26 protein-coding genes are annotated in these 25,056 nt (G+C 73.0%); 22 read left to right on the forward strand and 4 right to left on the reverse strand.

Features of this window, described 5'->3' with window-relative positions; all coding sequences use genetic code 11:
• Positions 1 to 215: 215 nt before the first annotated feature.
• The 3 genes from EDD40_RS25260 to EDD40_RS25270 all read left to right on the forward strand — a co-directional run bounded on the left by EDD40_RS25260 (position 216) and on the right by EDD40_RS25270 (position 3,051).
• A complete protein-coding gene (locus tag EDD40_RS25260; RefSeq protein ID WP_123745142.1) occupies positions 216 to 1,781 on the forward strand; it encodes a 4-coumarate--CoA ligase family protein in 1,566 nt (521 codons plus the stop codon).
• A gap of 162 nt (positions 1,782 to 1,943) precedes the next feature.
• A complete protein-coding gene (locus tag EDD40_RS25265; RefSeq protein ID WP_123745143.1) occupies positions 1,944 to 2,201 on the forward strand; it encodes a hypothetical protein in 258 nt (85 codons plus the stop codon).
• Between the two features lie 103 nt (positions 2,202 to 2,304).
• Positions 2,305 to 3,051 (forward strand): phosphoglyceromutase, encoded by a 747-nt coding sequence (locus tag EDD40_RS25270; RefSeq protein ID WP_123745144.1) that lies wholly within the window; start codon positions 2,305 to 2,307, stop codon positions 3,049 to 3,051.
• Here the strand turns inward: EDD40_RS25270 and EDD40_RS25275 are convergent.
• Complete coding sequence (locus tag EDD40_RS25275; RefSeq protein ID WP_246037807.1) at positions 3,048 to 3,695, reverse strand: helix-turn-helix domain-containing protein; 648 nt, start codon at positions 3,693 to 3,695, stop codon at positions 3,048 to 3,050. The genes EDD40_RS25270 and EDD40_RS25275 overlap by 4 nt on opposite strands.
• Positions 3,696 to 3,750: 55 nt before the next feature.
• Between EDD40_RS25275 and EDD40_RS25280 the strand changes: the two genes are divergently transcribed.
• From EDD40_RS25280 to EDD40_RS25340, 13 genes are all read left to right on the forward strand, one after another.
• A complete protein-coding gene (locus EDD40_RS25280; RefSeq protein WP_123748269.1) occupies positions 3,751 to 4,566 on the forward strand; it encodes an oxidoreductase in 816 nt (271 codons plus the stop codon).
• A 108-nt stretch (positions 4,567 to 4,674) separates the two neighbouring features.
• Entirely contained in the window at positions 4,675 to 5,874 is a 1,200-nt protein-coding gene (locus tag EDD40_RS25285) for a sensor histidine kinase (RefSeq protein ID WP_123745145.1), read from the forward strand.
• Positions 5,871 to 6,551 (forward strand): response regulator transcription factor, encoded by a 681-nt coding sequence (locus EDD40_RS25290; protein WP_123745146.1) that lies wholly within the window; start codon positions 5,871 to 5,873, stop codon positions 6,549 to 6,551. The genes EDD40_RS25285 and EDD40_RS25290 overlap by 4 nt, the downstream gene beginning before the upstream one ends.
• 27 nt (positions 6,552 to 6,578) lie before the next feature.
• A complete protein-coding gene (locus tag EDD40_RS25295; RefSeq protein WP_123748271.1) occupies positions 6,579 to 7,589 on the forward strand; it encodes a Ppx/GppA phosphatase family protein in 1,011 nt (336 codons plus the stop codon).
• On the forward strand, positions 7,589 to 8,806 hold the full coding sequence (locus EDD40_RS42720; RefSeq protein WP_211348238.1) for a hypothetical protein: 1,218 nt from the start codon (positions 7,589 to 7,591) through the stop codon (positions 8,804 to 8,806). Before EDD40_RS25295 ends, EDD40_RS42720 begins: the two co-directional genes overlap by 1 nt.
• Positions 8,803 to 9,588: a sugar phosphate isomerase/epimerase family protein gene (locus tag EDD40_RS25305; protein WP_123745147.1), complete on the forward strand. Its 786-nt coding sequence runs from the start codon at positions 8,803 to 8,805 to the stop codon at positions 9,586 to 9,588. The genes EDD40_RS42720 and EDD40_RS25305 overlap by 4 nt, the downstream gene beginning before the upstream one ends.
• 149 nt (positions 9,589 to 9,737) lie before the next feature.
• Complete coding sequence (locus EDD40_RS25310) at positions 9,738 to 10,658, forward strand: proline dehydrogenase family protein (RefSeq protein ID WP_123748272.1); 921 nt, start codon at positions 9,738 to 9,740, stop codon at positions 10,656 to 10,658.
• An 8-nt stretch (positions 10,659 to 10,666) separates the two neighbouring features.
• Positions 10,667 to 11,473 (forward strand): thioesterase family protein, encoded by an 807-nt coding sequence (locus tag EDD40_RS25315; protein ID WP_123745148.1) that lies wholly within the window; start codon positions 10,667 to 10,669, stop codon positions 11,471 to 11,473.
• Positions 11,474 to 11,600: 127 nt separating this feature from the next.
• Positions 11,601 to 12,413, forward strand: coding sequence for a pyrroline-5-carboxylate reductase (gene proC, locus EDD40_RS25320; RefSeq protein WP_123745149.1), 813 nt, complete (start codon positions 11,601 to 11,603; stop codon positions 12,411 to 12,413).
• Positions 12,414 to 12,533: 120 nt separating this feature from the next.
• Complete coding sequence (locus tag EDD40_RS25325; RefSeq protein ID WP_123745150.1) at positions 12,534 to 12,737, forward strand: helix-turn-helix domain-containing protein; 204 nt, start codon at positions 12,534 to 12,536, stop codon at positions 12,735 to 12,737.
• Between the two features lie 122 nt (positions 12,738 to 12,859).
• Positions 12,860 to 12,961, forward strand: coding sequence for a 30S ribosomal protein bS22 (locus EDD40_RS25330; protein ID WP_015105422.1), 102 nt, complete (start codon positions 12,860 to 12,862; stop codon positions 12,959 to 12,961).
• Between the two features lie 209 nt (positions 12,962 to 13,170).
• The gene (locus EDD40_RS25335) at positions 13,171 to 14,214 is read left to right on the forward strand and encodes an NAD-dependent epimerase/dehydratase family protein (RefSeq protein ID WP_123745151.1); all 1,044 of its coding nucleotides are present in this window, start codon (positions 13,171 to 13,173) and stop codon (positions 14,212 to 14,214) included.
• A gap of 55 nt (positions 14,215 to 14,269) precedes the next feature.
• The gene (locus EDD40_RS25340) at positions 14,270 to 15,298 is read left to right on the forward strand and encodes a lysophospholipid acyltransferase family protein (protein WP_123745152.1); all 1,029 of its coding nucleotides are present in this window, start codon (positions 14,270 to 14,272) and stop codon (positions 15,296 to 15,298) included.
• A 233-nt stretch (positions 15,299 to 15,531) separates the two neighbouring features.
• Here the strand turns inward: EDD40_RS25340 and EDD40_RS25345 are convergent, their stop codons facing one another.
• From EDD40_RS25345 to EDD40_RS25355, 3 genes are all read right to left on the reverse strand, one after another.
• Positions 15,532 to 16,419 carry an HAD family hydrolase gene (locus EDD40_RS25345; protein WP_123745153.1) on the reverse strand — a complete coding sequence of 296 codons (888 nt, stop codon included), beginning with the start codon at positions 16,417 to 16,419 and terminating at the stop codon, positions 15,532 to 15,534.
• A gap of 39 nt (positions 16,420 to 16,458) precedes the next feature.
• Positions 16,459 to 17,547 carry a DUF5667 domain-containing protein gene (locus EDD40_RS25350; protein WP_148088909.1) on the reverse strand — a complete coding sequence of 363 codons (1,089 nt, stop codon included), beginning with the start codon at positions 17,545 to 17,547 and terminating at the stop codon, positions 16,459 to 16,461.
• Positions 17,548 to 17,649: 102 nt separating this feature from the next.
• Complete coding sequence (locus EDD40_RS25355; RefSeq protein ID WP_123745155.1) at positions 17,650 to 18,303, reverse strand: sigma-70 family RNA polymerase sigma factor; 654 nt, start codon at positions 18,301 to 18,303, stop codon at positions 17,650 to 17,652.
• Positions 18,304 to 18,474: 171 nt separating this feature from the next.
• On the opposite strand from EDD40_RS25355, the gene EDD40_RS25360 reads away from it, so the two are divergent.
• The 6 genes from EDD40_RS25360 to hemC all read left to right on the forward strand — a co-directional run bounded on the left by EDD40_RS25360 (position 18,475) and on the right by hemC (position 25,056).
• Positions 18,475 to 19,962, forward strand: a complete 1,488-nt coding sequence (locus EDD40_RS25360) for a class I adenylate-forming enzyme family protein (RefSeq protein WP_123748273.1) — start codon at positions 18,475 to 18,477, stop codon at positions 19,960 to 19,962.
• Between the two features lie 4 nt (positions 19,963 to 19,966).
• A complete protein-coding gene (locus tag EDD40_RS25365) occupies positions 19,967 to 20,203 on the forward strand; it encodes a glutaredoxin family protein (RefSeq protein ID WP_201437781.1) in 237 nt (78 codons plus the stop codon).
• 77 nt (positions 20,204 to 20,280) lie between these two features.
• The gene (locus EDD40_RS25370; RefSeq protein WP_123745157.1) at positions 20,281 to 21,783 is read left to right on the forward strand and encodes a molybdopterin-dependent oxidoreductase; all 1,503 of its coding nucleotides are present in this window, start codon (positions 20,281 to 20,283) and stop codon (positions 21,781 to 21,783) included.
• Between the two features lie 138 nt (positions 21,784 to 21,921).
• Positions 21,922 to 22,710, forward strand: a complete 789-nt coding sequence (locus EDD40_RS25375) for a redox-sensing transcriptional repressor Rex (protein ID WP_425471253.1) — start codon at positions 21,922 to 21,924, stop codon at positions 22,708 to 22,710.
• Positions 22,711 to 22,747: 37 nt separating this feature from the next.
• Positions 22,748 to 24,091 carry a glutamyl-tRNA reductase gene (locus EDD40_RS25380; protein ID WP_123745159.1) on the forward strand — a complete coding sequence of 448 codons (1,344 nt, stop codon included), beginning with the start codon at positions 22,748 to 22,750 and terminating at the stop codon, positions 24,089 to 24,091.
• Positions 24,088 to 25,056, forward strand: a complete 969-nt coding sequence (gene hemC / locus EDD40_RS25385; protein ID WP_123745160.1) for a hydroxymethylbilane synthase — start codon at positions 24,088 to 24,090, stop codon at positions 25,054 to 25,056. The genes EDD40_RS25380 and hemC overlap by 4 nt, the downstream gene beginning before the upstream one ends.

Consider the following 25,056-nt stretch of genomic DNA (forward strand, 5'->3'; position numbering starts at 1 on the left):
GCGCGGGCCGATCGGAGTGCGTGGGCGCCGACCCGCGAGAACCCTGCCAACTTGGCAGATGCCCCGTGGGCGCCACAAGGGGCGGCACTACTCCATCCGGGTGTTCTTAGCCGAGTTAAGTAACGCTGGAGCGCGACGAACGACTGCCTTGACCAGCGATGTGGCTTGACTCACGATGGCGGGATCCCGGCCCCCTGGATGAGTGAGGCAGCCGCATGGTCTTCCGCAGTCCGTTCCCCGATGTCGCGGTCCCGGACGTCACGCTGCACGAGTTGCTGTTCGCCGACCTCGGCGAGCGCGCCGACCGGGTGGCCCTGGTCGACGGCGGCTCGGGCGCGTCGCTGACCTACCGCCAACTGGCCGGTGCGGTCGACCGCATGGCCGCCGCGCTGGCCGCCAGGGGGATCGGCAAGGGCGACGTCGTCGGCATCCTCAGCCCGAACACCCCGTACTACGCCGTCGTGTTCCACGGCATCCTGCGCGCGGGGGCCACCGCGACCACCATCAACGCCCTGTACACGGCGGACGAGGTCGCGCACCAGCTGGCCGACGCCGGCGCGAAGATGCTGTTCACGGTGTCCGCGCTGCTGCCGAACGCCGCGCCGGGCGCCGAGAAGGCGGGCATCTCCGACGTGGTCGTGCTGGACGCCGCCGAGGGCTACCCCAGCCTGTCGGCGTTGCTGGCGAACACCGAGCCGGTGCCGGAGGTGTCGATCGACCCGGCGCACGACGTGGCCGTGCTGCCGTACTCGTCGGGGACGACCGGCCGGGCCAAGGGCGTGATGCTCACGCACCGCAACCTGGTCGCGAACATCGTCCAGTGCGGACCGATGCTCCGGGTCGGCGAGCAGACGAAGATCCTCGCCGTGCTGCCGTTCTTCCACATCTACGGCATGCAGGTGCTGATGAACAACGGCCTGCACGTCGGCGCGACGGTGGTGACGCTGCCGAAGTTCGACCTGCCCGAGTTCCTGCGGGTGATCCAGGACCACCGGACCGACCGCGTCTACATCGCGCCGCCGGTCGCCGTGGCCCTGGCCAAGCACCCGCTGGTCGACCAGTACGACCTGTCCGGCATCGACACGATCTTCTCCGGCGCCGCGCCGCTGGACGTCGACCTCGCGGCGATCGTCGCCAAGCGCCTGGGCTGCCGCGTCTCGCAGGGCTACGGGATGACCGAGATGAGCCCGGTCAGCCACGCGATCCCGGACGGCCGCGACGACATCTCCGTGGGCACGGTGGGCGTCATCGCGCCGAACATGGAGTGCCGCTTCGTCGACCCGGCCACCGGCGAGGACGTGGGCGTCGGCGAGCGCGGCGAGCTGTGGTGCCGCGGCCCGAACGTCATGAAGGGCTACCTGAACAACCCCGAAGCCACCGCCGCCACGCTCGACGAGGACGGCTGGCTGCACACCGGCGATGTCGCGATCATCGACGAGAACGGCCTGGTCAGCATCGTCGACCGGGTCAAGGAGCTGATCAAGTACAAGGGCTACCAGGTGCCGCCGGCCGAGCTGGAGGCCCTGCTGCTGACCCACCCGGAGATCGCCGACGCGGCCGTGGTCGGCGTGCGCGACGAGGAGGGCGAAGAGGTGCCGAAGGCCTTCGTCGTCCGCCAGCCGGGCACCGCCCTGGACGAGGCCGCCGTGATGGAGTTCGTGGCCTCCCGAGTCGCCCCGCACAAGAAGGTGAGGGTCGTGGAGTTCATCGAAACGATCCCGAAGTCGGCCGCGGGCAAGATCCTGCGCAAGGACCTGCGCGCCCGCGAGGCGTCTGCCTGACTCGCGCTCGCGAGACCCCCCGGCGGCGAATCGCGGCTGCCGGGGGTTCTCCGCTGTCCGGTCACTCGATGGTGTTGATCGTGGCTACTCGGCGCGCCGGGTCGGTCACGGGGCACAACCATGTCGGGTGCGAATCGGAACCACACATCGGAGAGCACACGCATGCGCATTCTCGGAAGGCTGGCCGTCGCGGCCGGCGCCACGGCCGTCATCCTGCTGGCCTCCCCGGCCGCCAACGCGTCCGACGCCGCCGCGGAGCGGACGTACGGGGCGATGGACGCCGTCCCCCACGCCGACCTGCTGGGCGCCCTGACGAGCGTGCTCGGCCCGGTGACCGGCGGCCTCGGCGGCGCGAGCGGCGCGGCCGGTGGGCTCGGCGGTTTGACCGGCGGGATCGTGGACCTGCAGGGCATCGGCTGACCCGGCCTCGGGCCGGGCCCGGGAGGGGCCCGGCCCGCCCGGTCGGCTGCACCGATCAAGGTCCGACGTGAGCCGGGCCGGCCCATCTGGCAGGCTGACGCCCATGGCTGTCGGAACCCTGGTGCTGCTCCGCCACGGCGAGAGCGTCTGGAACGCGGAGAACCTGTTCACCGGTTGGGTGGACGTGCCCCTCTCGGAGAAGGGTGTGAACGAGGCGAAGCGCGGCGGCGTGCTGCTGCGCGAAGCGGGCGTGCTGCCGGAGGTGGTGCACACGTCGCTGCTGCGGCGGGCCATCGGCACCGCCAACCTCGCCCTCGACGCGGCCGACCGGCACTGGATCCCGGTCCGCCGGGACTGGCGGCTCAACGAGCGGCACTACGGCGCGCTGCAGGGCAAGAACAAGAAGCAGACGCTGGAGGAGTTCGGCGAGGAGCAGTTCATGCTCTGGCGCCGTTCCTACGACACGCCGCCGCCGCCCATCGAGCCCGGCACCGAGTTCAGCCAGGACAGCGACCCCCGCTACGCCGACCTCGGCCCCGACCTGCCGCTCACCGAGTGCCTGCTGGACGTGGTCAAGCGGATGATCCCGTACTGGGAGTCCGCGATCGTGCCGGACCTGCTCACGGGCCGGACGGTGCTCGTGGCCGCGCACGGCAACTCGCTGCGCGCCCTGGTCAAGCACCTCGACGGGATCTCGGACGACGCCATCGCGGGCCTGAACATCCCCACCGGCATCCCGCTGCGCTACGACCTGGACGACGAGCTCAAGCCGCTCAACCCGGGCGGCGAGTACCTCGACCCGGACGCGGCGGCCGACGCCATCAAGGCCGTCGCCAACCAGGGTCGCTAGACCAGGCCGAGCTCGTGGGCGCGGGCCCCGGCCTGGAACCGGGACGAGGCGCCGAGCGCGGCCATCAGCTCCGCCACGCGACGGCGGTACGTGCGCAGGGACACCCCCAGCGCGCGTGCCGCCGTCTCGTCCGTCCACCCCTCGTTCAACGCGTCCAGCACCCCGGGCATGAACGCCCGCAGCTCGGCCATCTCCGCCTCGTGCACGGCCAGCTCGGTGCCCGCCCGCCACGCCGCCTCGAACAGCGACGTGATGCCGTGCACGACCTCGGGCTGCGTGATCACGCTGTAGCTGCGCGCGCCGTGCGACTCGTCGCCCGCCAGGATCACCACGCGGCCGTCCAGCACGATCGTCTCGTTCACGTCGTGCGCGCTGACCCGCACGTCCGCGCCGTGCTCGGCCATGTGCCGGGCGTGGTGCGCCCACCGCGGGTCGAGCAGGGTGCTCAGCCGGAACAGCTTGCGCACCCGCAGGCCTGGCGGGTGCTGCGCGATGCCGCTGCGCGGGTGGGTGCCCATCCAGGTGCGCAGCGCGTTCGCCGCGCACAGCAGCTCGCTCCTGGTCGCCGTGAACAGGTGGGCCGTCCGCTCGTACAGCTCGGCCTCGCCGCGCACCACGGTCATCGCGTCCATGGGGTCGAGCATGGCAGCAAGCTGCCAATCCCGGCGGGGGCGACGGCGGACGGCGATCGTGGACACCATGCTGAACCTCAAGCGCGTCGGGTACGGCGCGATGCAACTCGCCGGGCCCCACGTCTTCGGCCCGCCCGCCGACCCGGAGAACGCCAAGGCCGTCCTGCGCCGCGCCGTCGAGCTGGGCGTGGACCACGTCGACACCAGCGACTTCTACGGCCCGCACGTGGTCAACGAGCTGATCAAGGCCGCGCTCCACCCCTACCCGGAGGAGCTGACCATCGTCACGAAGGTCGGCTACCGCCGCACACCGGACGCCGACTGGGTCACCGCGCGGGAGCCTCGGCAGCTGCGCGACGCCGTGCACGACAACCTGCGCCGCCTCGGCCTGGACCGGCTCGACGTGGTCAACCTGCGCGTCGGCGGCGAGCAGGACCCCGAATCCGTCGAGGAGCCGTTCACCGTGCTCGCCGAGCTGCGCGAGCAGGGCCTGATCCGCGACCTCGGCCTGAGCAACGTCCACGAGCACCACCTGGACCAGGCGCTGTCGATCGCACCGGTGGTGTGCGTGCAGAACCTCTACAACGTCACCGACCGCGAGCACGAGGCGCTGCTCGACCGCACCACCGCCGACGGCATCGCGTTCGTGCCGTTCTTCCCGCTCGGCGGGTTCACGCCCGTGCAGCACGACACCCTGAACGACGTCGCCGCCAGGCACGGCGCGACCGACCGCCAGGTGGCGCTGGCGTGGCTCCTGCACCGCGCGCCGAACGTCCTGCTCATCCCCGGCACGTCCTCCACTCGTCACCTGGAGGAGAACCTGGCTTCCGCGGATCTGCACCTGTCCGAACAAGACCTGGCTCAATTGGACACGATTGGGTGAACGGTGGTCGTCCGCCGGGAGAACATCGGTCCCGGACGGTGTCGCAGGAGTCACGAACCAGGCCTGAGCTCTAGGCCGTACCCCGCCTGACCTGCTTACGATGCGCTCGTGACCGCAACGGGTTACCTCGTCCTGTCGATCGGCGCTCTGCTGATCGGCGGCGTCGCTTTCCTCGCCGGACGGACCACCGCGCGGGCCCGCGACACGCGTCCGCGCGGGCTCACCGTCGCCGACCTGATGGCCATGGTCGTCCACTCGTCCCCCGACGGCATCGCCGTGCTCAACGCCTTCGGTGACGTGGTGCTGCACAACTCCCGGGCCGAGGAGCTGGGCGTGGTGCGCAACAACCGGGCGGACGACCGGGCCAGGCGCGCCGCCGAGATGGCCCGCGGCGGCGGTGGGGTGGTCTCGGTGGACCTGTCGTCGCTGGAGGTCATCAAGGGCCGCCAGCCGCAGGCCGTGCACGCCACCGTCAAGGTGCTCACCGAGGGCTTCGTGGTGGTCGACGCCACCGACGAGTCCGAGTCGGTGCGGCTGGAGGCGACGAGGCGCGACTTCGTCGCCAACGTCAGCCACGAGCTGAAGACCCCGGTCGGCGCGCTCGCGCTGCTGGCCGAGGCGGTGCTGGACGCCGCGGACGACCAGGAGGAGGTCCGCCGGTTCAGCGCCAAGATCATGCAGGAGGCCACCCGGCTGGGCACGCTGGTCACCGAGCTGATCGCGCTGTCGCGGTTGCAGGGCGCGGAGAAGCTGCCGGAGCTCAGCCGGGTCGAGGTCGACGTGGTCATCGACGAGGCGATGGGCCGCTCCCGGCTCGCCGCCGAGTCCGCGGGCATCGAGATCGCCACCGACGAGCCGAGCGGCCTGGAGGTCGAGGGCGACCGGACGTTGCTGGTCACGGCCCTGAGCAACCTCCTGGACAACGCGGTCGCCTACTCGCCGCCGGGCAGCCCGGTGTCGGTCAGCCGCAAGCTCGTCGACGGCTTCGTCGAGATCGCCGTCACCGACCGCGGCATCGGCATCGCCGAGGACCAGCAGATCCGCGTGTTCGAGCGCTTCTACCGGGTCGACAAGGCCAGGTCGCGCGCCACCGGCGGCACCGGGCTCGGCCTCGCCATCGTCAAGCACGTGGCCAACAACCACGGCGGCGAGGTGAAGCTGTGGAGCCTGCCGGGCACCGGCTCCACCTTCACGCTGCGCATCCCGGCTCATCCCGACCAGGACGAGCCCACCCAGGACCTGCCGGCGCAGGAGCTGGCGAGCCCCGTGCCGAGCGGCGCGGGCAGCAACCACGGAGGAGAGCTGTGACCAGGGTGCTCATCGTGGAGGACGAGGAGTCCTTCGCCGATCCGCTCGCCTTCCTGCTGCGCAAGGAGGGCTTCACCGCGGCGCTCGCGGCCACCGGCCAGGAGGCGTTGGAGGAGTTCGACCGCAACGGCGCCGACATCGTGCTGCTCGACCTCATGCTGCCCGGCATGAGCGGCACGGACGTGTGCAAGCAGCTGCGGGCCCGCTCCGCCGTGCCGGTGATCATGGTCACGGCGCGGGACAGCGAGATCGACAAGGTCGTGGGCCTGGAGCTGGGCGCGGACGACTACGTCACCAAGCCCTACTCGGCCCGGGAGCTGATCGCCCGCATCCGGGCCGTGCTGCGGCGCGGCGGCGAGTCCGAGGAGCTGCTGCCGCAGGTCCTGGAGGCGGGGCCGGTGCGGATGGACGTGGAGCGGCACGTGGTGACCGTGGACGGCGGCGAGGTGAGCCTGCCGCTCAAGGAGTTCGACCTCCTGGAGTACCTGCTGCGCAACGTCGGCCGCGTCCTGACCCGCGGCCAACTGATCGACCGGGTGTGGGGCGCGGACTACGTCGGCGACACGAAAACCCTGGACGTGCACGTCAAGCGGCTGCGGTCGAAGATCGAGCCCGACCCCTCGGCGCCCCGGTACCTGGTCACCGTGCGCGGACTGGGATACAAGTTCGAATCCTGATCATCCCGACCAGGTACGGTGCACCGCGTGCGCCTAGGGGTGCTTGATGTCGGGTCCAACACCGTCCACCTCTTGGTGGTGGACGCTCATCGTGGTGCCCACCCGACGCCGATGAGTTCGGAGAAGTCCGTGCTGCGCCTCGCGGAGCAGCTGGACGGCGTCGGGATGCTCGGGCGCGAGGGCGCCGACCAGCTGGTGCGCACCGTCGCCGCGTCCAAGGCGGCGGCGGAGCGGCTGGGCTGCGAGGACCTGATGGCGTTCGCCACGTCCGCGGTGCGCGAGGCGGGCAACTCCGCCGAGGTCCTGGACCGGGTGCGCGCCGAGACCGGCGTCGACCTGCAGGTGCTGACCGGCGAGGACGAGGCGCGCTACACGTTCCTCGCGGTGCGCCGCTGGTACGGCTGGTCGGCGGGCAGGCTGCTGTGCCTGGACATCGGCGGCGGGTCGCTGGAGCTGGCGGTCGGCGTGGACGAGGAGCCGGAGGAGGCGTTCTCGGTGCCGTTGGGCGCGGGCAGGCTGACCCGGACCCGGTTCCGCCACGACCCGCCGACCAGGGCCGAGGTGGGCGAGACCGCCGAGTGGCTGGCCGAGCAGCTGGCGCCGGTGGCGAAGAAGCTCCGCCGGGTGGGGACCCCCGATCGGGTGGTCGCGACGTCGAAGACGTTCCGCACGCTGGCCAGGCTGACCGGCGCCGCGCCGTCGTCGGCAGGTCCGCACGCGCGGCGCGTGCTCACCGACTCGGGCCTGCGGCAGCTCATCGCGTTCATCTCCCGGATGCCCGCGGCGGACCTGGCGGAACTCGAAGGGGTGAGCGCGAGCCGGGCTCACCAGCTGGTGGCGGGCGCGTTGGTGGCGGAGGCCACCATGCGAGCACTGTCACTCGGCGAGCTGGAGATTTGTCCCTGGGCACTGCGGGAAGGTGTCATCCTGCGTCGGCTGGACCACACTAATGGTTCGGAACCGGACACCCCACCGGATCGCACCCGCCGGACGGGTGACACTGGACGGACTGACCGCCACGGGGCACGGTGGAGTTGATGAGTCGAGAGAGCGAGTCGGAGCAGACCCAGCGCACCGTCGCGGAGTTGCTCGCCCAGTACGGCGCGGGCTCCGGCGAGGTGACGCCGCGTCGGCGACGGCGCCGTGCCGAAGAGACCTCGGACACCGCTCCGCAGGCCATCATCGACCGGGTCAACTCCGACAGCGGCCGGCTGCGCGCCATCCGCGACGAGTCCGAGCCGCCGCCCGCCCCGCCACCCGCCCCGCCGCCGGCGCCGTCGACGCCCGCGCCGTTGCCGCAGCGGCAGCGTCCCGTCGAGGCCGAGCGCACCGCCTACCAGCCGCCGGTGCCGCCGGTGTCGCGTCCCGAGCCGCCGGTGTCCCGCCTGGAACCGCCGGTCTCGCGGCTGGAACCACCCGCTTCCCGGCTCGAGCCGCCGAAGAAGGCGGAGTCCGGGCGCAGACGCGCGCCCGAGGTGGACCCCGCCGAGGAGACCCGGGTCGTGCCGCCGATCGTGGCGGACTACCAGGGTGAGCCGTCCCGGTCCGCCCTGCCGAAACCGCCGGTCAAGCCCGAGGCGTCGCGCACGAACGTGGTGCGGCCCGTGCCGCCCGGCGCGCCGCCCGCGGTGAAGCCGCCGGTCCGCGAGCCGGTCACCGAGGTGATGCCGCGCATCACCGACAAGCTCTCGCCGAACGTGCCGCTGGAGTCGCTGCCGACCGAGTCGGTGCTGATCGTGCCGCCCGCGCCGCCGAGGCTGCCCGACCCGCTGCCCGACCAGTCCGCCGAGGACTGGTTCGGCGACGACGAGCCGGAGGAGGCCGTCGAGGGCGAGAGCACCGCGTTCCACCCGTACGTCGACCTCGACGAGGAAGACGAGGACGACGACTACCCGAGCCGCGACTTCGCGCGCCGGGACCTCGACGACGACGGGCCCGCCGGGCTGGGCGACCTCGACGAGGACGACGAGGACGAGCGCCCCGCGGACCGCTCGGCCGGCAAGGAGTGGCTGCTCATGATCGGGCAGCTGGCCGCCGGCGTGATCGGTGGCGCGGCGCTCTGGCTCGGCTTCAACTTCCTGTGGCGCACCGCCGCGCCCGCGGCGCTGGTGGTGGCCCTGGCGGTGACCGTCGGCCTGGTGATGATGGTCCGCAAGATCCGCCGGGCCGACGACCTCCAGACGACCGTCCTGGCGGTGCTCGTCGGGTTGATCGTGACGGTGTCGCCGGCGGCGATGCTGCTGGTGAACTCTTGATCCCGGTCGGGCTGTCCACTGCGGCCGTGTGGCCGCAGCCCGCGGGCGCCGCGTTCGAGGCGGCGGCCGAGCTGGGGTACGACGGGGTCGAGGTCATGGTGTGGGCCGACCCCGTGAGCCAGGACGTGAGCGCGGTGCGGCGGCTGTCGAAGCGCTACGGGGTGCCGGTGCTGGCCGTGCACGCGCCGTGCCTGCTGATCAGCCAGCGCGTGTGGTCGCCGGACCCGGCCGAGCGGCTGCGGCGCAGCGTGCAGGCCGCCGGCGACCTGGGTGCGCGGACGGTCGTGCTGCACCCGCCGTTCGTGTGGCAGCGGCGGTACGCGGAGGGGTTCGCGGACCTGGTCGCCTCGCTGGAGGACGACAGCGGCGTCGCCATCGCGGTGGAGAACATGTTCCCGGTGCGGCGCCCCCTCGGGCGGGGGCGGTCGGTGCAGGTCACGGCGTTCCGGCCGTCGATCGACCCGACCGACGTCGGCCACCGGAACTACACGCTGGACCTGTCGCACGCCTCGGCGGCGCACATGGACGCGATGGAGCTGGCCAAGCGCATGGGCGACGGGCTGACCCACGTGCACCTGGCCGACGGCTCCGGCCTGCCCAAGGACGAGCACCTGGTGCCCGGCCGCGGCACCCAGCCGTGCGGCGAGCTGCTGGGCCGGCTGACCCGCACGGGCTTCACCGGGCAGGTCGTGCTGGAGGTCAACACCCGCCGCGCCCGCACCCCCGCCGAGCGGACCGAACTGCTGACCGAGTCCCTGCTGTTCGCCCGCCTGCACCTCTGACCCCCGCGAGAGTCCTACCTCCACGCCGCGTGAGTCCTACGTTCAGAACGCGCGTGTCCTACGTTCGGAACACGTGAGTTGAACGCTCAGGTCGACGGAGTGCCAACTCGCATCCGCTCCGCCGCGGGTCAGCGGCTAGGGTCTTGATCGTGAACCCGGTGCGCACGTCGATCCTCGCCGCCGCGGGCAACGACGCGGTGCGCCGGCTCGTCGCGACCGCCCCCGTCACCCGTGACGTGGTGCGCCGGTTCGTGGCGGGCGAGACCACCGCCGATGCGATCGACACCGCCGGCCGGCTGATCGGCGACGGCCTGCGCGTCACCCTCGACCACCTCGGCGAGGACACCACGGACCGGGCCACCGCCGACCTGGCCGTGCGCGCCTACCTGGAGCTGCTCGACCAGCTGCACGACCTGGGCCTCGCCGCGGACGCCGAGGTCAGCGTGAAGCTGTCCGCCGTCGGCCTCCGCTCGGGCGAGACGCTCGCGCTGGACAACGCCTCCCGCGTGTGCGCGGCGGCCGAGCAGGCGGGCACCGCGGTCACCGTCGACATGGAGGACCACACCACCACCGACGCCACCCTGCGCGTGCTCGCCGAGCTGCGCCGCCACTGGCCGTCGACGGGCGCGGTGCTCCAGGCGTACCTGCGCCGCACCCTGGACGACGTGCGCGACCTCGCGGGCACGCGCGTACGGCTGTGCAAGGGCGCGTACGCCGAACCGCCGTCGGTGGCCCACGTCGACCGGCACGAGGTCGACCTCAACTACGTGCGCTGCGCCAACGCCCTGCTGGCCGGCTCCGGGTACCCGATGTTCGCCACCCACGACCCGCGCCTGATCGAGATCGTCTCCGAACGCGCCCGCTGGTACGGCAAGGCGGTCGACGACTTCGAGTTCCAGATGCTCCACGGCGTGCGGCCGGCCGAGCAGCGGCACCTCGCGGCGGAGGGGCACGTCGTGCGCGTCTACGTGCCGTACGGGCGGCAGTGGTACGGGTACCTGACGCGCCGACTGGCCGAGCGGCCGGCCAACGTCGCGTTCTTCCTGCGTTCGCTGGTCAGCCGCTCGTGAGGAGCCCTGTGTCCTTCTCGGTAGCCAGTGCGGTCCGCCCCCTCGGCGACGGCACGTACACCGCCTCCCTGCCCGCCGAGTGGACCGTCGGCCCCAAACCGCACGGCGGGTTCCTGCTGGCCCTGGTCGCGCGGGCGGCGGTGGACAGCGCGCGGGCGGCCGTGCCGGGGTCGGACGACCTGGCGCCGCTGGCGGTGAGCACGCAGTTCCTGCGCGCGCCCGAGGTGGGGCCGGTGCTGGTGCGGACCCAGGTGCGCAAGGCGGGCCGGACGGCGACCGTGGTGACGTCGACGCTGGAGCAGCGCGGGCGCAGCTGCGTGGAGGCGGTGGTGACGGTCGGGCGGATGCCGACGGCCGCGCCGGACTACGCCGACCTGCCCGACATGCCCGCCGCGCCGCCGCCGGACGCGATCGACCTGGCGTCCATGGGCTCGGCCGGCGTGTACAAGCTCGGCGCGGTGTGCGACGTGCGGCTGGACCAGGCGGGCGCGGGGTTCCTGAACGGCCGGGTCGGGGACCCGCTGGTGCTGCGGCTGTGGGCGCGCCCGCTGGGCGAGCGGCCGGACCCGTACTTCGCGCTGGTCGTCGGGGACATCTCGATGCCGGTGACGTTCAACCTGGGCCGGTTCGGGTGGTCGCCGACCGTGCAGCTGACGGCGTTGCTGCGGGCGAACCCGGCGCCGGGGTGGCTGCGCGTGCGGGTGTCGTGCAGCGCGGTGCACGGGCAGTGGTTCGACGAGGACGCCGTGGTGATCGACTCGGCCGGGCGGCTCGTGTGCCAGGCGCGGCAGCTGGCGCTGACGCCCGCGACCTGAGCGTTGAACTCGGGTGCCCTGGACGTGGGACTCTCGCGGCGTGAACGCGGGACTCACGGGTCTCGAGGGGTCGGCGAGGGCGGGACCTGCGGGTATTCGGGTTGTGCCGGCGTGGCACGCTTGGCGCATGACGACCATCGCCGTGTTGGGTGCCGGCAAGATCGGCGAAGCGCTGCTGTCGGGGCTGCTCCAAGGCGGGCGCGAAGCCGATGACCTGCTGTTCACCGAGAAGCACCCGGAACGGGCCGCCGCGCTGACCGAGCGGTACGGGGTGGAGGGCCTCGACGTGCCCGGCGCCGCCCAGCGGGCCGACGTCCTCGTGGTCGCGGTCAAGCCGCAGGACATCGAACCGCTGCTGGACGAGCTCGCACCCGTGCTCAAGCCCGGCACGCTCGTCGTGTCCCTGTGCGCGGGCCTGCCGACGTCCCTGTACGAGCGCAGGCTGCCCGACAGCACCCCCGTGGTCCGGGTCATGCCGAACACCCCGATGGTCGTCGGCGAGGCGATGAGCGCCATCTCGGCGGGCCGGTACGCCACCGACGAGCACCTGAACCTGGTCGAGGAGCTGCTGGGGACCGTCGGCAAGGTGGCCCGCGTCCCGGAGAACCAGCAGGACGCCGTCACCGCGCTGTCCGGCTCCGGCCCCGCCTACTTCTTCTACCTGGTCGAGGCCATGATCGACGCGGGCATCCTGCTCGGCATCCCGCGCGACCTGGCCGGCCGGCTGATCATCCAGTCGGCGGTCGGCGCGGCGACGATGCTGAACGAGGGCGGCCAGCACCCGGTGATCCTGCGCGAGGCCGTCACCTCGCCCGCCGGCACCACCATCATGGCCATCCGCGAGCTGGAGAAGCACGGGGTGCGCGCGGCCATGCTGGCGGCCATCGAGGCGGCCCGCGACCGTTCGGTGGAACTGGGACGGGGCCACGAGGCGGGCTGATACCGCCATTGGCCGTCGCACCAGTCCCACCCGTCCCGTTACCCTCAAGGGAGCACGTGCGTGTCGAACCGTCGGTGGGGAAGCCGACGGCACGACGCGTGTCGAAGGACGCGGTGATCCATGCCTGCGGAGGAGAAGTCGCTCGGTCAAGTCAGATTCATGACGGTCGCCGAGGTCGCGCTGATGATGCGCGTGTCCAAGATGACGGTGTACCGCCTGGTCCACTCCGGTGAGCTGACGGCGGTGCGCGTGGGAAAGTCGTTCAGAGTGCCGGAGAAGGCGGTCAACGAGTACCTGCGGAACGCCTACTTCGACGCCGGGTGACGGCGCGATCGGGCCGCCGGGTAAACTCATAGGCCGTTCGTGCCTGGTGTCGGCGCGCCCACTTGACGGGTGTCTCCACCGGCGCGTGGAGACCACCAACGTCTAGTAGTGAAGGAACCCGCATGGGCTCGGTCATCAAGAAGCGCCGCAAGCGCATGTCGAAGAAGAAGCACCGCAAGTTGCTGCGCAAGACGCGGGTCCAGCGCAGGAAGCGCGGCAAGTAGCCCCTGCGGGTTCTAGCACCGCCAGTCCCCGGCCGCACCGGTCGCGGGACTGGCGGTGTCTTCGTCCCACGCCGCCCAGGTCGGCCCCGCCATCCGGGTGATTCCCCGGCGAAGGCCGGTGACCTGCGTCAAGAGGACGTTCCGCGACCGATCACGGCGCCGGTTCCCGGTTAGCATCGTCGAGTCGCACCACCCGCACAGGGAGTCGCATGGCGCCCAAGGTCGTTCTCGTCACCGGTTGCAGCCGCTACCTCGGCGGTCACCTCGCCGCGCGCTTCGCGGCCGACCCCGGCATCGAACGCGTGCTCGGCGTCGACACCGAGCCGCCGTCACGCGACCTGCTGCGCCGCATGGGCCGCGCCGAGTTCGTGCGCGCCGACATCCGCAACCCCCTCATCGCGAAGGTCATCGCCACCGCGCAGGTCGACACGGTCGTGCACGCGTCGGTCACGGCGAACCCGGCCGGCCCCAGCGGGCGGACCGTGATGAAGGAGATGAACGTCATCGGCACGATGCAGCTGCTGGCCGCGTGCCAGAAGTCGCCGCACGTGCGCAAGCTGGTGGTGAAGTCGACCAGCGCGGTGTACGGGTCCAGCTCGCGCGACCCGGCGGTGTTCACCGAGGACATGGGGCCCAAGGACCTGCCGTCCAGCGGGTACGCCAAGGACGCGGTCGAGGTCGAGGGGTACGTGCGCGGGTTCGCGCGCCGCAGGCCGGACGTGGACGTCACCGCGCTGCGGTTCAGCAACTTCATCGGCCCCCGCATCGACACGATCCTGACCAGGTACTTCGCCCTGCCCGTCGTGCCGACCGTCATGGGGTACGACGCCAGGGTGCAGCTGCTGCACGCCGAGGACGCGCTGGCCGTGCTGGAGCGGGCCACGCTGCACGACCTGCCCGGCGTCTACAACGTGGGCGGCGCCGGCGTGCTGATGCTGTCGCAGGCCATCCGCCGGGCGGGCCGGGTCAACCTGCCCGTGCCCAGCGCGGCGGTGCCGACGGTGGGCCGGCTGTTCCGCGGCGCCCGGCTGGTGGACTTCTCGCCGGACCAGATGAGGTTCCTGAACTGGGGCCGGGTGATGGACACGACGCTGCTGAGGCGGGAGTTCGGGTTCACCCCGAGGTGGACCACCCAGCAGGCGTTCGACGACTACGTGAGCGGGCGCGCGCTGCGCCCGGTGATCGATCCAGGGATGGCGGCGTCGGTCGAGCGCGGTGTGCTCGACCTGGCCGCCAGGTTCCGCCGGCGGTGACGTCGGCGGGGTCGGCGATCAGACGACGTCGGCGGTCGGACAGAGGAGGTGGCACGTGGCAGAGGCACGGGTGATCCCGTTGCACGGTGCGGACCGGGAGGCGGCCCGGCGACGGCGCGGCGCGGACCAGGCTCCCGGACCGGTTCCCGTGCCCGAACCGGCCGCGTCGGACCCTGCGTCGGAGGCCGCCGCGGAGCGCGCGTCGGAGGTCGCGCCCGAGCCGGCGTCGGCCGAGGAGCCGGCGGGCTGGGAGCGGCGCCTGGCCGAGCTGCTGGCGTTCGCCCGCAGGCGCGTGCAGGGCGACTACGAGGTGGACGAGTTCGGCTTCGACCCGGACCTGACCGACCACGTCCTGATGCCGCCGCTCAAGCCGCTGTACGAGAAGTGGTTCCGGGTGGAGACCATCGGGATGCACAACGTCCCCGGCGAGGGCGGCGCGCTGATCGTCGCCAACCACTCCGGCACCCTGCCGCTGGACGCCACGATGACCGCCTACGCGGTGCGCGCGGACCACCCGAAGCGCCGCCACCTGCGGATGCTCGGCGCCGACCTGGTGTTCAAGACGCCGGTGCTCGGCGCGTTGGCGCGCAAGTCGGGGCAGACGCTGGCGTGCAACCCGGACGCGGAGCGCCTGCTCAGGTCGGGTGAGCTGGTCGGGGTGTGGCCGGAGGGCTTCAAGGGCATCGGCAAGCCGTTCAAGGACCGGTACAAGCTCCAGCGGTTCGGCCGGGGCGGGTTCGTGTCGGCGGCGTTGAACACCGGCGTGCCGATCATCCCGTGCTCGATCGTGGGCGCCGAGGAGATCTACCCGAAGATCGGCGACATCAAGGCGCTGGCCAGGCTGTTCGGCTTCCCCTACTTCCCGGTGACGCCGTTCTTCCCGTTCCTCGGCCCGCTCGGCGCGATCCCGCTGCCGTCGAAGTGGTACATCGAGTTCGGCGAGCCGATCCGGACCGACGTCTACGGCGAGCACGCGGCGGACGACCCGATGCTGGTGTTCAACCTGACCGACCAGGTGCGCGAGACCATCCAGCAGACCCTGTACCGGCTGCTCACCCAACGCCGCAACGTGTTCCTCGGCTGACCACGGCTTCGCAGGATCACCCAGGCCGGCCGGGCACGCCGCACCGAACCGCTTCGTCCCCTGCTCGACGGCGGCTCGGCGATGTCTTTCCGGAGTCACCGACGTCGCGACGTGCTCCCCGGCCGGCCACGGCTACGCAGGCGTCCCCGGCGAGGGGACCCCTGCTGTGAGTCTGCCGGAGTGGACCGACGATCGGGTCGGTCGGGAGCGTGCCGGTGGACAGCTCGCCCGCGTCAGCGGTCGCGGCGGCGGTAGGCCAGGGTGGCGGCCACGGCGCCGGCCAGGGCGCCCGCGCCGAGGACGGACGGGACGCCGATCTTCGCGGCCTTGCGGCCCGTGCGGAAGTCGCGGATCTCCCAGCCGCGCTTGCGGGCCGTCTCGCGCAGGCCGGAGTCCGGGTTCACCGCGACCGCGGTGCCGACCACCGACAGCATCGGCACGTCGTTCACCGAGTCCGAGTACGCCGTGCACCGGCGCAGGTCCAGGCCTTCCTTCGCGGCCAGCGCCCGCACCGCGTGCGCCTTCGCCCGGCCGTGCAGCAGGTCGCCCACCAACCGGCCGGTGTAGATGCCGTCCGTGTGCTCCGACACCGTGCCCAGCGCGCCGGTCAGGCCCAGCCGCCGGGCGATGATCTGCGCCAGCTCCACCGGTGTCGCGGTGACCAGCCACACCCGCTGCCCGGCGTCCAGGTGCATCTGCGCCAACGCCTGGGTGCCCGCCCAGATCCGGTCGGCCATCAGCTCGTCGTAGATCTCCTCGCCGAGCGAGATCAGCTCCGCCACCGACCGGCCCGCCACGAACGAGAGCGCCTGCTCGCGCGACGCCGCCACGCTCTGCGGGTCCTCCCGGCCACCGACCCGGAACTTGAGCTGCTGCCACGCGAACCCGGCCAGGTCCGAGTTCTTGAAGTACTTGCGGGCCGCGAGACCCCGGGCGAAGTGGAAGATCGACGCGCCCATCATCATCGTGTTGTCGACGTCGAAGAAGGCGGCGGCGGTGAGGTCGGTGGGCGCGCTCCCGGACGGCCCGACCGTCGTCGCGGCCTCGGCCGAAGCCTCGCCGGCCAGCGCGGCACGCCGCTCCCGTTCCGCCGAGCCCTCCACCACACGCCTTTTCACCACGTCAGCGCCTCCCGCGGTCCGATGGGGACAGGGTAGCGATCAGCCGCCGAGGCCGGGCAGCGGCAGCGACGGGAGGGTCAGCGTGGGCAGCGGCGGCACCGGTCCGGGGGTCGTGGTGGTCGGCGCCGGCGGCGCGGACGGGGCCGTGGTGCCCGGCACGTCACCCGGTGTGCTCGTGCCGCCGGGCACGTCACCGGAGGTGGTGGGCGCGACGGCGGCGGCGGTGGTGGTCCGCGGCACGGACGGCAGGTCGCTCGGCGAGGCGCCGGGGACGGCGGGCGGCGGCGCGCACTCGTCCTCGGCGGGCAGCGGCCCGACCTGGTCGACCTGCCCCGACGTCACGGACGCGCAGTCGGCGCGGGCGTGCAGCGCGGACGCCCGGTCGGCGATCCGGTCGAGCAGGTCCAGCGACGTGCCCGCGCGGTCGGCGGCCTCGGCGGGCAGCGACGCGCGCAGCCCGGTCAGCCGCGCGGCCTGCGAGTCGGCCCAGTCGCGCAGCCCTTCCAGGACGCGCCGGTCCGAGTCGGAGCCGAGCGCGGCGAGCGCGCGGGAACCGGCCGCGGCGTCGGCGTCGAAGTCCGTCAACGCGGTCAGGTAGCCGCCGAGCGGCCCGCCGCCGGACTCGCGGTACCGGTCGACGAGGGTCTCGACCTCGGCGACGCGCGCGGCGGCGAACTCCAGGCGCTTGTAGCCCTTCGACTCCTCGCCGAAGGTGAGGCCGAGCGAGGCGGACTCGGCGGTGCGCTTGACGCCGTACAGCGCGTCGCCCGGCAACGCGTCCCGGCTGAGCAGCAGGCTCATCCCGGCCAGCGAGAACAGCAGGCACAGCGCGGCGGCGAGGGCCACCGCTAATCGACCGCGGGCCCCGGTGCGGCGTTCCCGGACGGGCCGGGAGAGCTTCGTCGGCGGCGGTTCGGCCGCGCCCAGCACCCGTGCCCGCATCCGCGCCTTGGCGGCCTCGTCGGGCCCCGTCGTGACTGCGGCTTCCCGCAGCAGGGCGACCACCGCCAGCTCCTCGGCGAGCTCCTCGTCCTCGGGCGGCGCGGACCCGGGAGGCGCGTCGACCGCGCGAGCGAACCGCTCGCGCTGCCTGTGCCGCCGCAGCGGCGTCATCCCGTTGCCTACCATCCCGCTTGGCCAACCATCCCGCACGTCTCGAGCGCTCCTGCCCAGGACAACGAACCAGGAGGTCCCGGGGTTACGCGCACGCCGGCAGGTGCGACGGTGATCTCACCGCAGCCAGGTGGGCAGCAGTTGGGCCAACCGGCGCACCGCCCGGTGCTGCAAGGCCTTGATGGCGCCCTCATTGCGTCCCATCCTCGCGGCCGTTTCCGCCACGGACAAGCCCTGGATGAAGCGGAGGGTGATGCATTCGCGCTGGTCGTCACCCAGTTGGGCGACACAGCGGAGCAGTTCGGCGTTGGTCGCGTCGGTCAGCACTTCCTGCTCGGGACCGTCCGTGACCTCGCGGTTGTCCGCCAGTTCGGCCGTCGTGACCTCCAACCGGTAGCGGCTGGACTTCACGTGGTCGAAGACGATGTTCCGCGCGATCGTGACGAACCAAGCGCCCACGTCGCGGCCCTGGTAGCTGATGGACCCGATGCTGCGCAGCGCGCGGAGGAACGTCTCGCTGGTCACGTCCTCGGCCAGGGTGCGGTCGCCGACCCGGAAGAGCACGTAGCGGTACACCACGTCGACGTACCGGTCGTACAGCGCGCCGAACGCGTCCGTGTCGCCGCCCTGAGCGGCGCGGACCAGGTTCCACGGCTCCTCGGCCGCGTTGCTCTCCACGCTCTCGATCGTGCTGGACTGCCCTCCCGCACTCCACTTCGAGCGGAGCGTCCGGATGGTTCGGACGGAGTTCTCGCGTGCCCTTGCGGTCATCGGCTCGCGGCACCTCCACAGAGTCGCCGTGCCGGCAGCATACGTGTTGTTACTCCGTAGTAGGTAGCGGCAAGTGGTCTCGAATCTGCGACGCGGACGGAGGCACTGCGTGACGCCGCCCGCCCGTGACAGACTGCGCTGAGGTCCGCTGTGGTTCACCAGGAGGTCACGTTGACCGCATCCGCAAGCAACATCGCCGACCTGGTTCGCGCCTCCGCGCACCGTGGACCCAAGCATGCCGCGCTGGTGGATGTCACCACCGCCGACGGCCGGACCACCGCGACCGAGCACACCTGGGCCGAGTTCGACGCCGCCGTCGACGGCGAGGCGCACCGGCTCGTCCGGGCGGGCGTGCGACCCGGTGACCGGGTGGTCGTGCGGCTGCCCACCGGCGCCCCGTTCTGCGTCGCCGTGTTCGGCGTGCTGCGGGCGGGCGGCGTGCTGGTGCCCGCCGGGCCCGGCCAGCCGGCGCGCGAGCTGCGGCGCCTGATCGACGACAGCGGCGCGAAGCTGCTCGTCGGCGACGGCGGCGGCGTGGACGTCGAGGTGCTGCCCGCGCCGTCGATGGAGCCGGGCGAGGAGTTCGCCGCGATCGGCTCGGGCGAGGACCTGGCCGTGCTCGGCTACACCTCCGGCACGTCCGGCTCGCCGCGCGGCGCGATGCTGTCGCACCGGGCGCTGCTGGCCAACGTCGCCCAGTGCGCGTCCCTGCGCCCCGCGCCGGTGACGGCGGGCGACCGGGTGCTGCTGGCGCTGCCGCTGTTCCACGTCTACGGCCTGGGCCCCGGCCTGCTCCAGGTGGCGGGCGCGGGCGCCACGGCCGTGCTGCTGGAGCGGTTCGACCCGGACCAGGCGTTGACCGCGATCCGCGAGCACCGGGTGACCACGGTGGTCGGCGTGCCGCCGATGTACGCGGCGATCCTGGCCAAGCCCGTCGAACGGCTCCGCGAGGACCTGGCCACGGTGCGCCTGTTCACCTCCGGCGCGGCGCCGCTGGCGGCCGGCCTGCTGGACGCCATGCGCGACGCCGTCGGCCTCCCCGTCTACGAGGGCTACGGCCTGACCGAGACCGGCCCCGTGCTGACCACCACCCTGGCCGGCGGCGCGCCCAAGGCGGGCTCGGTCGGCCGCGCGCTGCCCGGCGTGCTGATCCGGCTGGTCGACACCGACGGCCGGCCGCTCGACCAGGACGAGGACGAGCCCGGCACCGGCCTGGTCGCGGCCAAGGGGGACAACCTGTTCGGCGGCTACTGGCCGGACGGCGCGCACGGGCCCGACGCCGAGGGCTGGTTCCGCACCGGCGACGTCGGCTACCTCGACGCCGAGGGCGACCTGCACCTGGTCGACCGGGCGGGCGACCTGATCATCGTCAACGGCTTCAACGTCTACCCGCACGAGGTCGAGCAGGTGCTGGCCGAGCTGTCGGGCGTGGCCGAGGCGGCGGCGGTCGGCGTGCCGGACGAGCGGACCGGCGAGTCGGTGAAGGTCGTCGTGGTGCCCGCCGCCGGCGCGGAGCTCACCGAGGACGTGGTGAAGGACCACTGCGCCGGCCGGCTGGCGAAGTTCAAGGTGCCGACCGTGGTCGAGTTCGCCGACGCGCTGCCGCACTCGCCGACGGGCAAGCTCGCGCGGGCCCGGCTGCGCCTACCCCTAGCCTGAACCCGTGAGCCACCACGTCACCTTGATGAGCCGGGTCGACTGCCACGCCTGCGAGCAGGCCAGGGCCGACCTGGAGCGGATCTGCGGCGAGCTGGGCGTGCCCTGGGACGTGCGGGACGTCGACGCCGACCGCGAGCTGCGCGCCGAGTACGGCGACCGGGTGCCGGTGATCCTGGTCGACGGCGAGGAGCACGGGTACTGGTCGGTCGAGGAGGACCGGTTGCGGGCCGCCCTGCGCTGAGCGCCGGGGGGGAGCGGACGATTACCGACCGCTTACGGAATCGGCGAACCGGGTGGTCGAGGGTGTCGAATCAGGGTGTGACCCGTGCGACCGCCGCCCTCATCGGAATCCTCGGCGTGGCCGCCGCGCTCGCGGCCGGGCACCTCGTCGCGGGCGTGGTCGGCCCGTCGGCCTCGCCGTTCCTCGCGGTGGGCAACACCGCGATCGACCTCGCGCCGAGCGCGCTGAAGGACTTCGCGGTCCGGACCTTCGGCACCTACGACAAGCTCGTGCTGCTGCTCGGCATGGCCGTGGTCCTGCTGGTCGCGGCCGTCGCCGCGGGCCTGCTGTCGCGCCGCTCGCCACTGCCGGGCACGGTCCTGGCCGTCGTCCTGGGCCTGCTCGGCGTCGGCGCCGCGCTGCACCGGCCCGACCTGGGCCAACTGGGCGTCCTCGCGCCGGTGGCGGCCCTGGTCGCCGGCGTGGTGGTGTTCCGGTGGCTGCACGCCAAGGCCCTCGACCCTATCGACCCCGCGGCCGGCAGGCGCGCGTTCCTCATCGCCTCGGGCGCGACGGCCGCGGGCGCCGGTCTCGCCGCCCTGGTCGGCCGGTTCGCCGGCGGCCGGGTGGACGTCGAGGCGTCACGGGGGGCCGTCGGCGCGCTCGAACCGGCCTCGCCCGCGCCGCCCGTCCCGCCGGGCGCGGACTTCGCCGCCGAGGGCACGCCCACCTTCATCACGCCGAACGCCGACTTCTACCGGATCGACACCGCGCTGAGCGTGCCGCGCGTGCGCGCCGAGGACTGGGCGCTGCGCGTGCACGGCCTGGTCGACCGCGAGCTCACCCTCCGCTACGACGACCTGCGCCGCCGTGACCTGGTCGAACGCACGATCACCATGGTCTGCGTGTCCAACGAGGTCGGCGGGCCCTACATCTCCACCGCGAACTTCGTCGGCGTGCCGCTGCGCGACGTGCTGCTGGAGGCGGGCGTCCGGGAGGGCGCCGACCAGCTGTTCTCCACCAGCGCCGACGGCTGGACGGCGGGCTCGCCGGTCGACGTGGTCCTGGAGGAGGACCGCGGCGCGCTCATCGCCCTCGGCATGAACGGCGAGCCGCTGCCGCTGGAGCACGGCTTCCCGGCCCGCCTGGTCGTGCCCGGCCTCTACGGCTACGTCTCGGCCACGAAGTGGGTCGTCGACCTGGAGCTGACCACCTTCGAGGCCAGGCGCGGCTACTGGCTGGACCGCGGGTGGGCGCGGCGGGCGCCGGTGAAGGTGATGTCCCGGATCGACCGCCCGGCGGTCCGGTCCGCGGTCTCCGGCCGGGTCGTCGCCACCGGCGTGGCGTGGGCCCAGCCCACCGGCGTCGAGCGGGTCGAGGTGCGCGTCGACAACGGCCCGTGGCGGACCGCCACCCTGTCCGACGAGGTCAACGGCTCGACGTGGCGCATGTGGCGGGTCGAGCTGGACCTGCCGCCCGGCGGTCACACCGTCGAGTCGCGCGCCACCGACCGGGCGGGCTCCACCCAGCCCCAGGCGCGCCTCGCCCCGGCCCCGGACGGCGCGACCGGCTGGCACTCGGTCTTCTTCACGGTCCGGTGACCCTGGATTCACCCCAAGGTGGAACCACGCCCCGGTAACGGTCGGGGGTCCGGTCGCCGACTTTGTGCAAGCGTTCACAAGCGGTACGGTGGGTGTATCACTCCGCTGGTGGCGATGCCCGGCGGGTCAGTGCGACGGATGTCGAGGAGTTCCAGCGTGGCGGCTCAGCGGGGCGAGGGTGACGGTGTCGTGACCCGCCCAGGAGAGACCGGCCCCGAAGCGCCCGCCGACGTCCGGGAGCGGGCGCGCGCGATCCCCGAGGCGGCGGTGGCGCGGCTCGCGGTCTACCTCCGCGTGCTCTCGGGCATGGTCGAGCAGGGCGTGACGACCATCTCCAGCGAGGAGCTCGCGGGCGCGGCCGGGGTCAACTCGGCCAAGCTCCGCAAGGACCTCTCCTACATCGGCTCCTACGGCACGCGCGGCGTCGGCTACGACGTCGAGGTGCTCGTGAGCCACATCGAGCGCATCCTCGGCCTCACCCGCAAGCACTCGGTGGCGGTCGTCGGGATCGGTAATCTTGGTCACGCGCTGGCCAACTACGGCGGCTTCCCCAGCCGCGGCTTCCCGGTCGCCGCGCTGTTCGACATCGACCCGGACCTGACGGGAGTGCCGGTAGGCGGCATCCCGGTCGACCACATCGACGACATCACGTCGGTCTGCGCGGAGCGCGAGGTCTCGATCGGGGTCATCGCGACACCCCCGCAGGCAGCTCAGGCCGTCTGCGACCGTTTGGTATCCGCCGGAGTCCAGTGCATCCTGAACTTCGCACCCGTCGTGCTCCAAGTGCCGGACTACGTCGAAGTGCGCAAGGTCGACCTGGCGGTCGAGATGCAGATCCTGTCGTTCCACGTCGCGCGGCGGGCTGACGAGGCCGCCGGTGACGTGGTCAACGGCATCGGTGTGGACGGGGTGGTGATTCGCCCGTGATCGTGCGGGTAGTGAGCCGATCGGTGGTGCGCGCATCATGAGCGTTCTCGTCGTCGGCCTTTCCCACCGGACCACCCCCGTTCCCGTGCTGGAGCGCGTCGCGGTCGCCGACGCCGACCGCGGCAAGGTCCTCGACCAGCTGCTGAAGGCGCCGAGCGTGTCCGAGGCCGTGCTGCTGTCGACCTGCAACCGGGTCGAGGTGTACGCGGTCGTCGAGACGTTCCACGGCGGCATGAACGAGGTCGTCGAGGTGCTCGCCCGCCAGGCCGGGGCCGAGCCCGCCGACCTGTTCGAGCACCTGTACGTGCACTACTCCGCCGCCGCCGTCGAACACCTGTTCTCGGTGGCCGGCGGCCTCGACTCGATGGTCGTCGGCGAGGCCCAGATCCTGGGCCAGCTGCGCAACTCCTACAACGCCGCCGACGAGCAGGGCGTGGTCGGCCGCACGCTGCACGAGCTGGTCCAGCACGCGCTGCGGGTGGGCAAGCGCGTGCACACCGAGACCGACATCGACCACGCGGGCGCGTCCGTCGTCTCCGAGGCGCTGAGGGACGCGGACACCGCGCTGCGCCGCGCCTCCGGCGGCAAGGTGGGGCTGGAGGGGCGCACCGCCCTGATCGTCGGCGCCGGGTCGATGGGCGGCCTGGCCGCCGCCCACCTGCGCCGGGCCGGCATCGGCGAGGTCGTGATCGCCAACCGGACCCCCGCCAACGGCGAACGCCTGGCCACGGCCCTGCGCGCGGACGGCGTCACCGCCACCTCGACCGGCCTGACCGCCCTGGCCGACGAGGTCGCCAAGGCCGACGTGCTGTTCGCGTGCACCGGCTCCGTCGGCACGGTCGTCGGCGCCGAGCACATCGGCGACCGCGCGCCGGACCGGCCGCTGGTCGTCTGCGACCTCGGCCTGCCCAAGGACGTCGACCCGGCCGCGGCGCTGCTCGACGGCGTCCGCGTGGTCGACCTGGAGACCCTCCAGCGCAGGCTGTCCGACGCCCCGACCGGGCAGGGCACGCTGCGCGCGGCGGAGATCGTGGCCGAGGAGGTCCGCGCCTACCTGGCCGGGCAGCGCTCGGCCGGGGTCACGCCCACCGTGACGGCGCTGCGCAAGCGTGCCGCCGAGGTCGTGGACGCCGAGCTGCTGCGGCTGGACTCGCGGCTGCCCGAGCTGCCCGCCCCGGTCCGCGACGAGCTGGCCAAGACCGTGCGCCGGGTGGTGGACAAGCTCCTGCACACCCCCACCGTGCGGGTGAAGGAGCTGGCCGCGGCGCCCGGCGGGGCCGGGTACGCCGAGGCGCTGCGCGAGCTGTTCGGGCTCGACCCGCAGGCGCCGTCCGCCGTCAGCACCCCCCATTCGACGCAACCCAAAGGTGAGAAGCGGTGAACCGCACCCTGAGGATCGGCACCCGCGGCAGCGCCCTCGCGCTGGCGCAGACCGGCCACGTGGCCGACGCGCTGCGCGACGCGGGCGCGACCGTGGAGATCGTCACGATCTCCACGCCCGGTGACCGCTCGTCCGCGCCCATCGCCGAGATCGGCATCGGGGTGTTCACCTCGGCGCTGCGCGACGCGCTCGCGAACGGCGAGATCGACGTCGCCGTGCACTCGTACAAGGACCTGCCGACGGCGCGCGACCCGCGCCTGTCGCTGGCCGCCGTCCCGCCCCGGGAGGACCCGCGTGACGCGCTGGTCGCCCGGGACGGCCTGACCCTCGGCGAGCTGCCGACCGGCGCGAGGGTGGGCACCGGCTCACCCCGCCGCGCCGCCCAGCTCAACGCGCTCGGACTGGGCATCGAGGTGGTCGCCCTGCGCGGCAACGTCGACTCCCGCATCCGCAAGGTCGCCGACGGCGAACTGGACGCCGTCGTGCTCGCCCGCGCCGGCATCGCCCGCCTCGGCCGCACGGCCGAGATCACCGAGACCTTGGAGCCCATCCAGATGCTCCCCGCGCCCGCACAGGGCGCCCTCGCAGTGGAGTGCCGGGTCGACGACGTCGACGCCGAACACCTCCTCCAGTCCACTTTGGACGATTCGGCCAGCAGGGCCGCTGTCGCCGCCGAGCGCGCCCTCCTGGCCGCGCTCGAGGCAGGCTGCAGCGCGCCGGTCGGCGCACTGGCCGATGTGGTGGAAGACCTCGCCGAAGACGCAGGCGACGGGGACGCGGACGGCTCGACGCGAGTCGTGCTCCGCCTGTCCCTGCGCGGGGTCATGGCGACGGAGGATGGCGACCTCCTCCGTGCGTCCGCCACTGGTGACTTGACCGCAGCAGAGGAACTCGGCCGCGCGCTGGCCGCCGAGTTGCTCGACCTCTCCGGCCACGCCACCGCGTCGCCGGCGGGGCGTAGTTGA

It is taken from the genome of Saccharothrix texasensis (genome assembly GCF_003752005.1).
Classification (GTDB): domain Bacteria; phylum Actinomycetota; class Actinomycetes; order Mycobacteriales; family Pseudonocardiaceae; genus Actinosynnema; species Actinosynnema texasense.

Excerpts from the sequence above, each read along its gene's own strand:
- EDD40_RS25260 (WP_123745142.1), top strand. The coding sequence starts at position 216 with ATGGTCTTCCGCAGTCCGTTCCCCGATGTCGCGGTCCCGGACGTCACG.
- EDD40_RS25325 (WP_123745150.1), top strand. The coding sequence starts at position 12,534 with ATGCCTGCGGAGGAGAAGTCGCTCGGTCAAGTCAGATTCATGACGGTC.
- EDD40_RS25265 (WP_123745143.1), top strand. The coding sequence starts at position 1,944 with ATGCGCATTCTCGGAAGGCTGGCCGTCGCGGCCGGCGCCACGGCCGTC.
- EDD40_RS25330 (WP_015105422.1), top strand. The coding sequence starts at position 12,860 with ATGGGCTCGGTCATCAAGAAGCGCCGCAAGCGCATGTCGAAGAAGAAG.
- proC (WP_123745149.1), top strand. The coding sequence starts at position 11,601 with ATGACGACCATCGCCGTGTTGGGTGCCGGCAAGATCGGCGAAGCGCTG.
- EDD40_RS25280 (WP_123748269.1), top strand. The coding sequence starts at position 3,751 with ATGCTGAACCTCAAGCGCGTCGGGTACGGCGCGATGCAACTCGCCGGG.
- EDD40_RS25350 (WP_148088909.1), bottom strand. The coding sequence starts at position 17,547 with ATGGTAGGCAACGGGATGACGCCGCTGCGGCGGCACAGGCAGCGCGAG.
- EDD40_RS25355 (WP_123745155.1), bottom strand. The coding sequence starts at position 18,303 with ATGACCGCAAGGGCACGCGAGAACTCCGTCCGAACCATCCGGACGCTC.
- EDD40_RS42720 (WP_211348238.1), top strand. The coding sequence starts at position 7,589 with ATGAGTCGAGAGAGCGAGTCGGAGCAGACCCAGCGCACCGTCGCGGAG.
- EDD40_RS25335 (WP_123745151.1), top strand. The coding sequence starts at position 13,171 with ATGGCGCCCAAGGTCGTTCTCGTCACCGGTTGCAGCCGCTACCTCGGC.
- EDD40_RS25270 (WP_123745144.1), top strand. The coding sequence starts at position 2,305 with ATGGCTGTCGGAACCCTGGTGCTGCTCCGCCACGGCGAGAGCGTCTGG.
- EDD40_RS25380 (WP_123745159.1), top strand. The coding sequence starts at position 22,748 with ATGAGCGTTCTCGTCGTCGGCCTTTCCCACCGGACCACCCCCGTTCCC.
- EDD40_RS25375 (WP_425471253.1), top strand. The coding sequence starts at position 21,922 with ATGTCGAGGAGTTCCAGCGTGGCGGCTCAGCGGGGCGAGGGTGACGGT.
- EDD40_RS25275 (WP_246037807.1), bottom strand. The coding sequence starts at position 3,695 with ATGCTCGACCCCATGGACGCGATGACCGTGGTGCGCGGCGAGGCCGAG.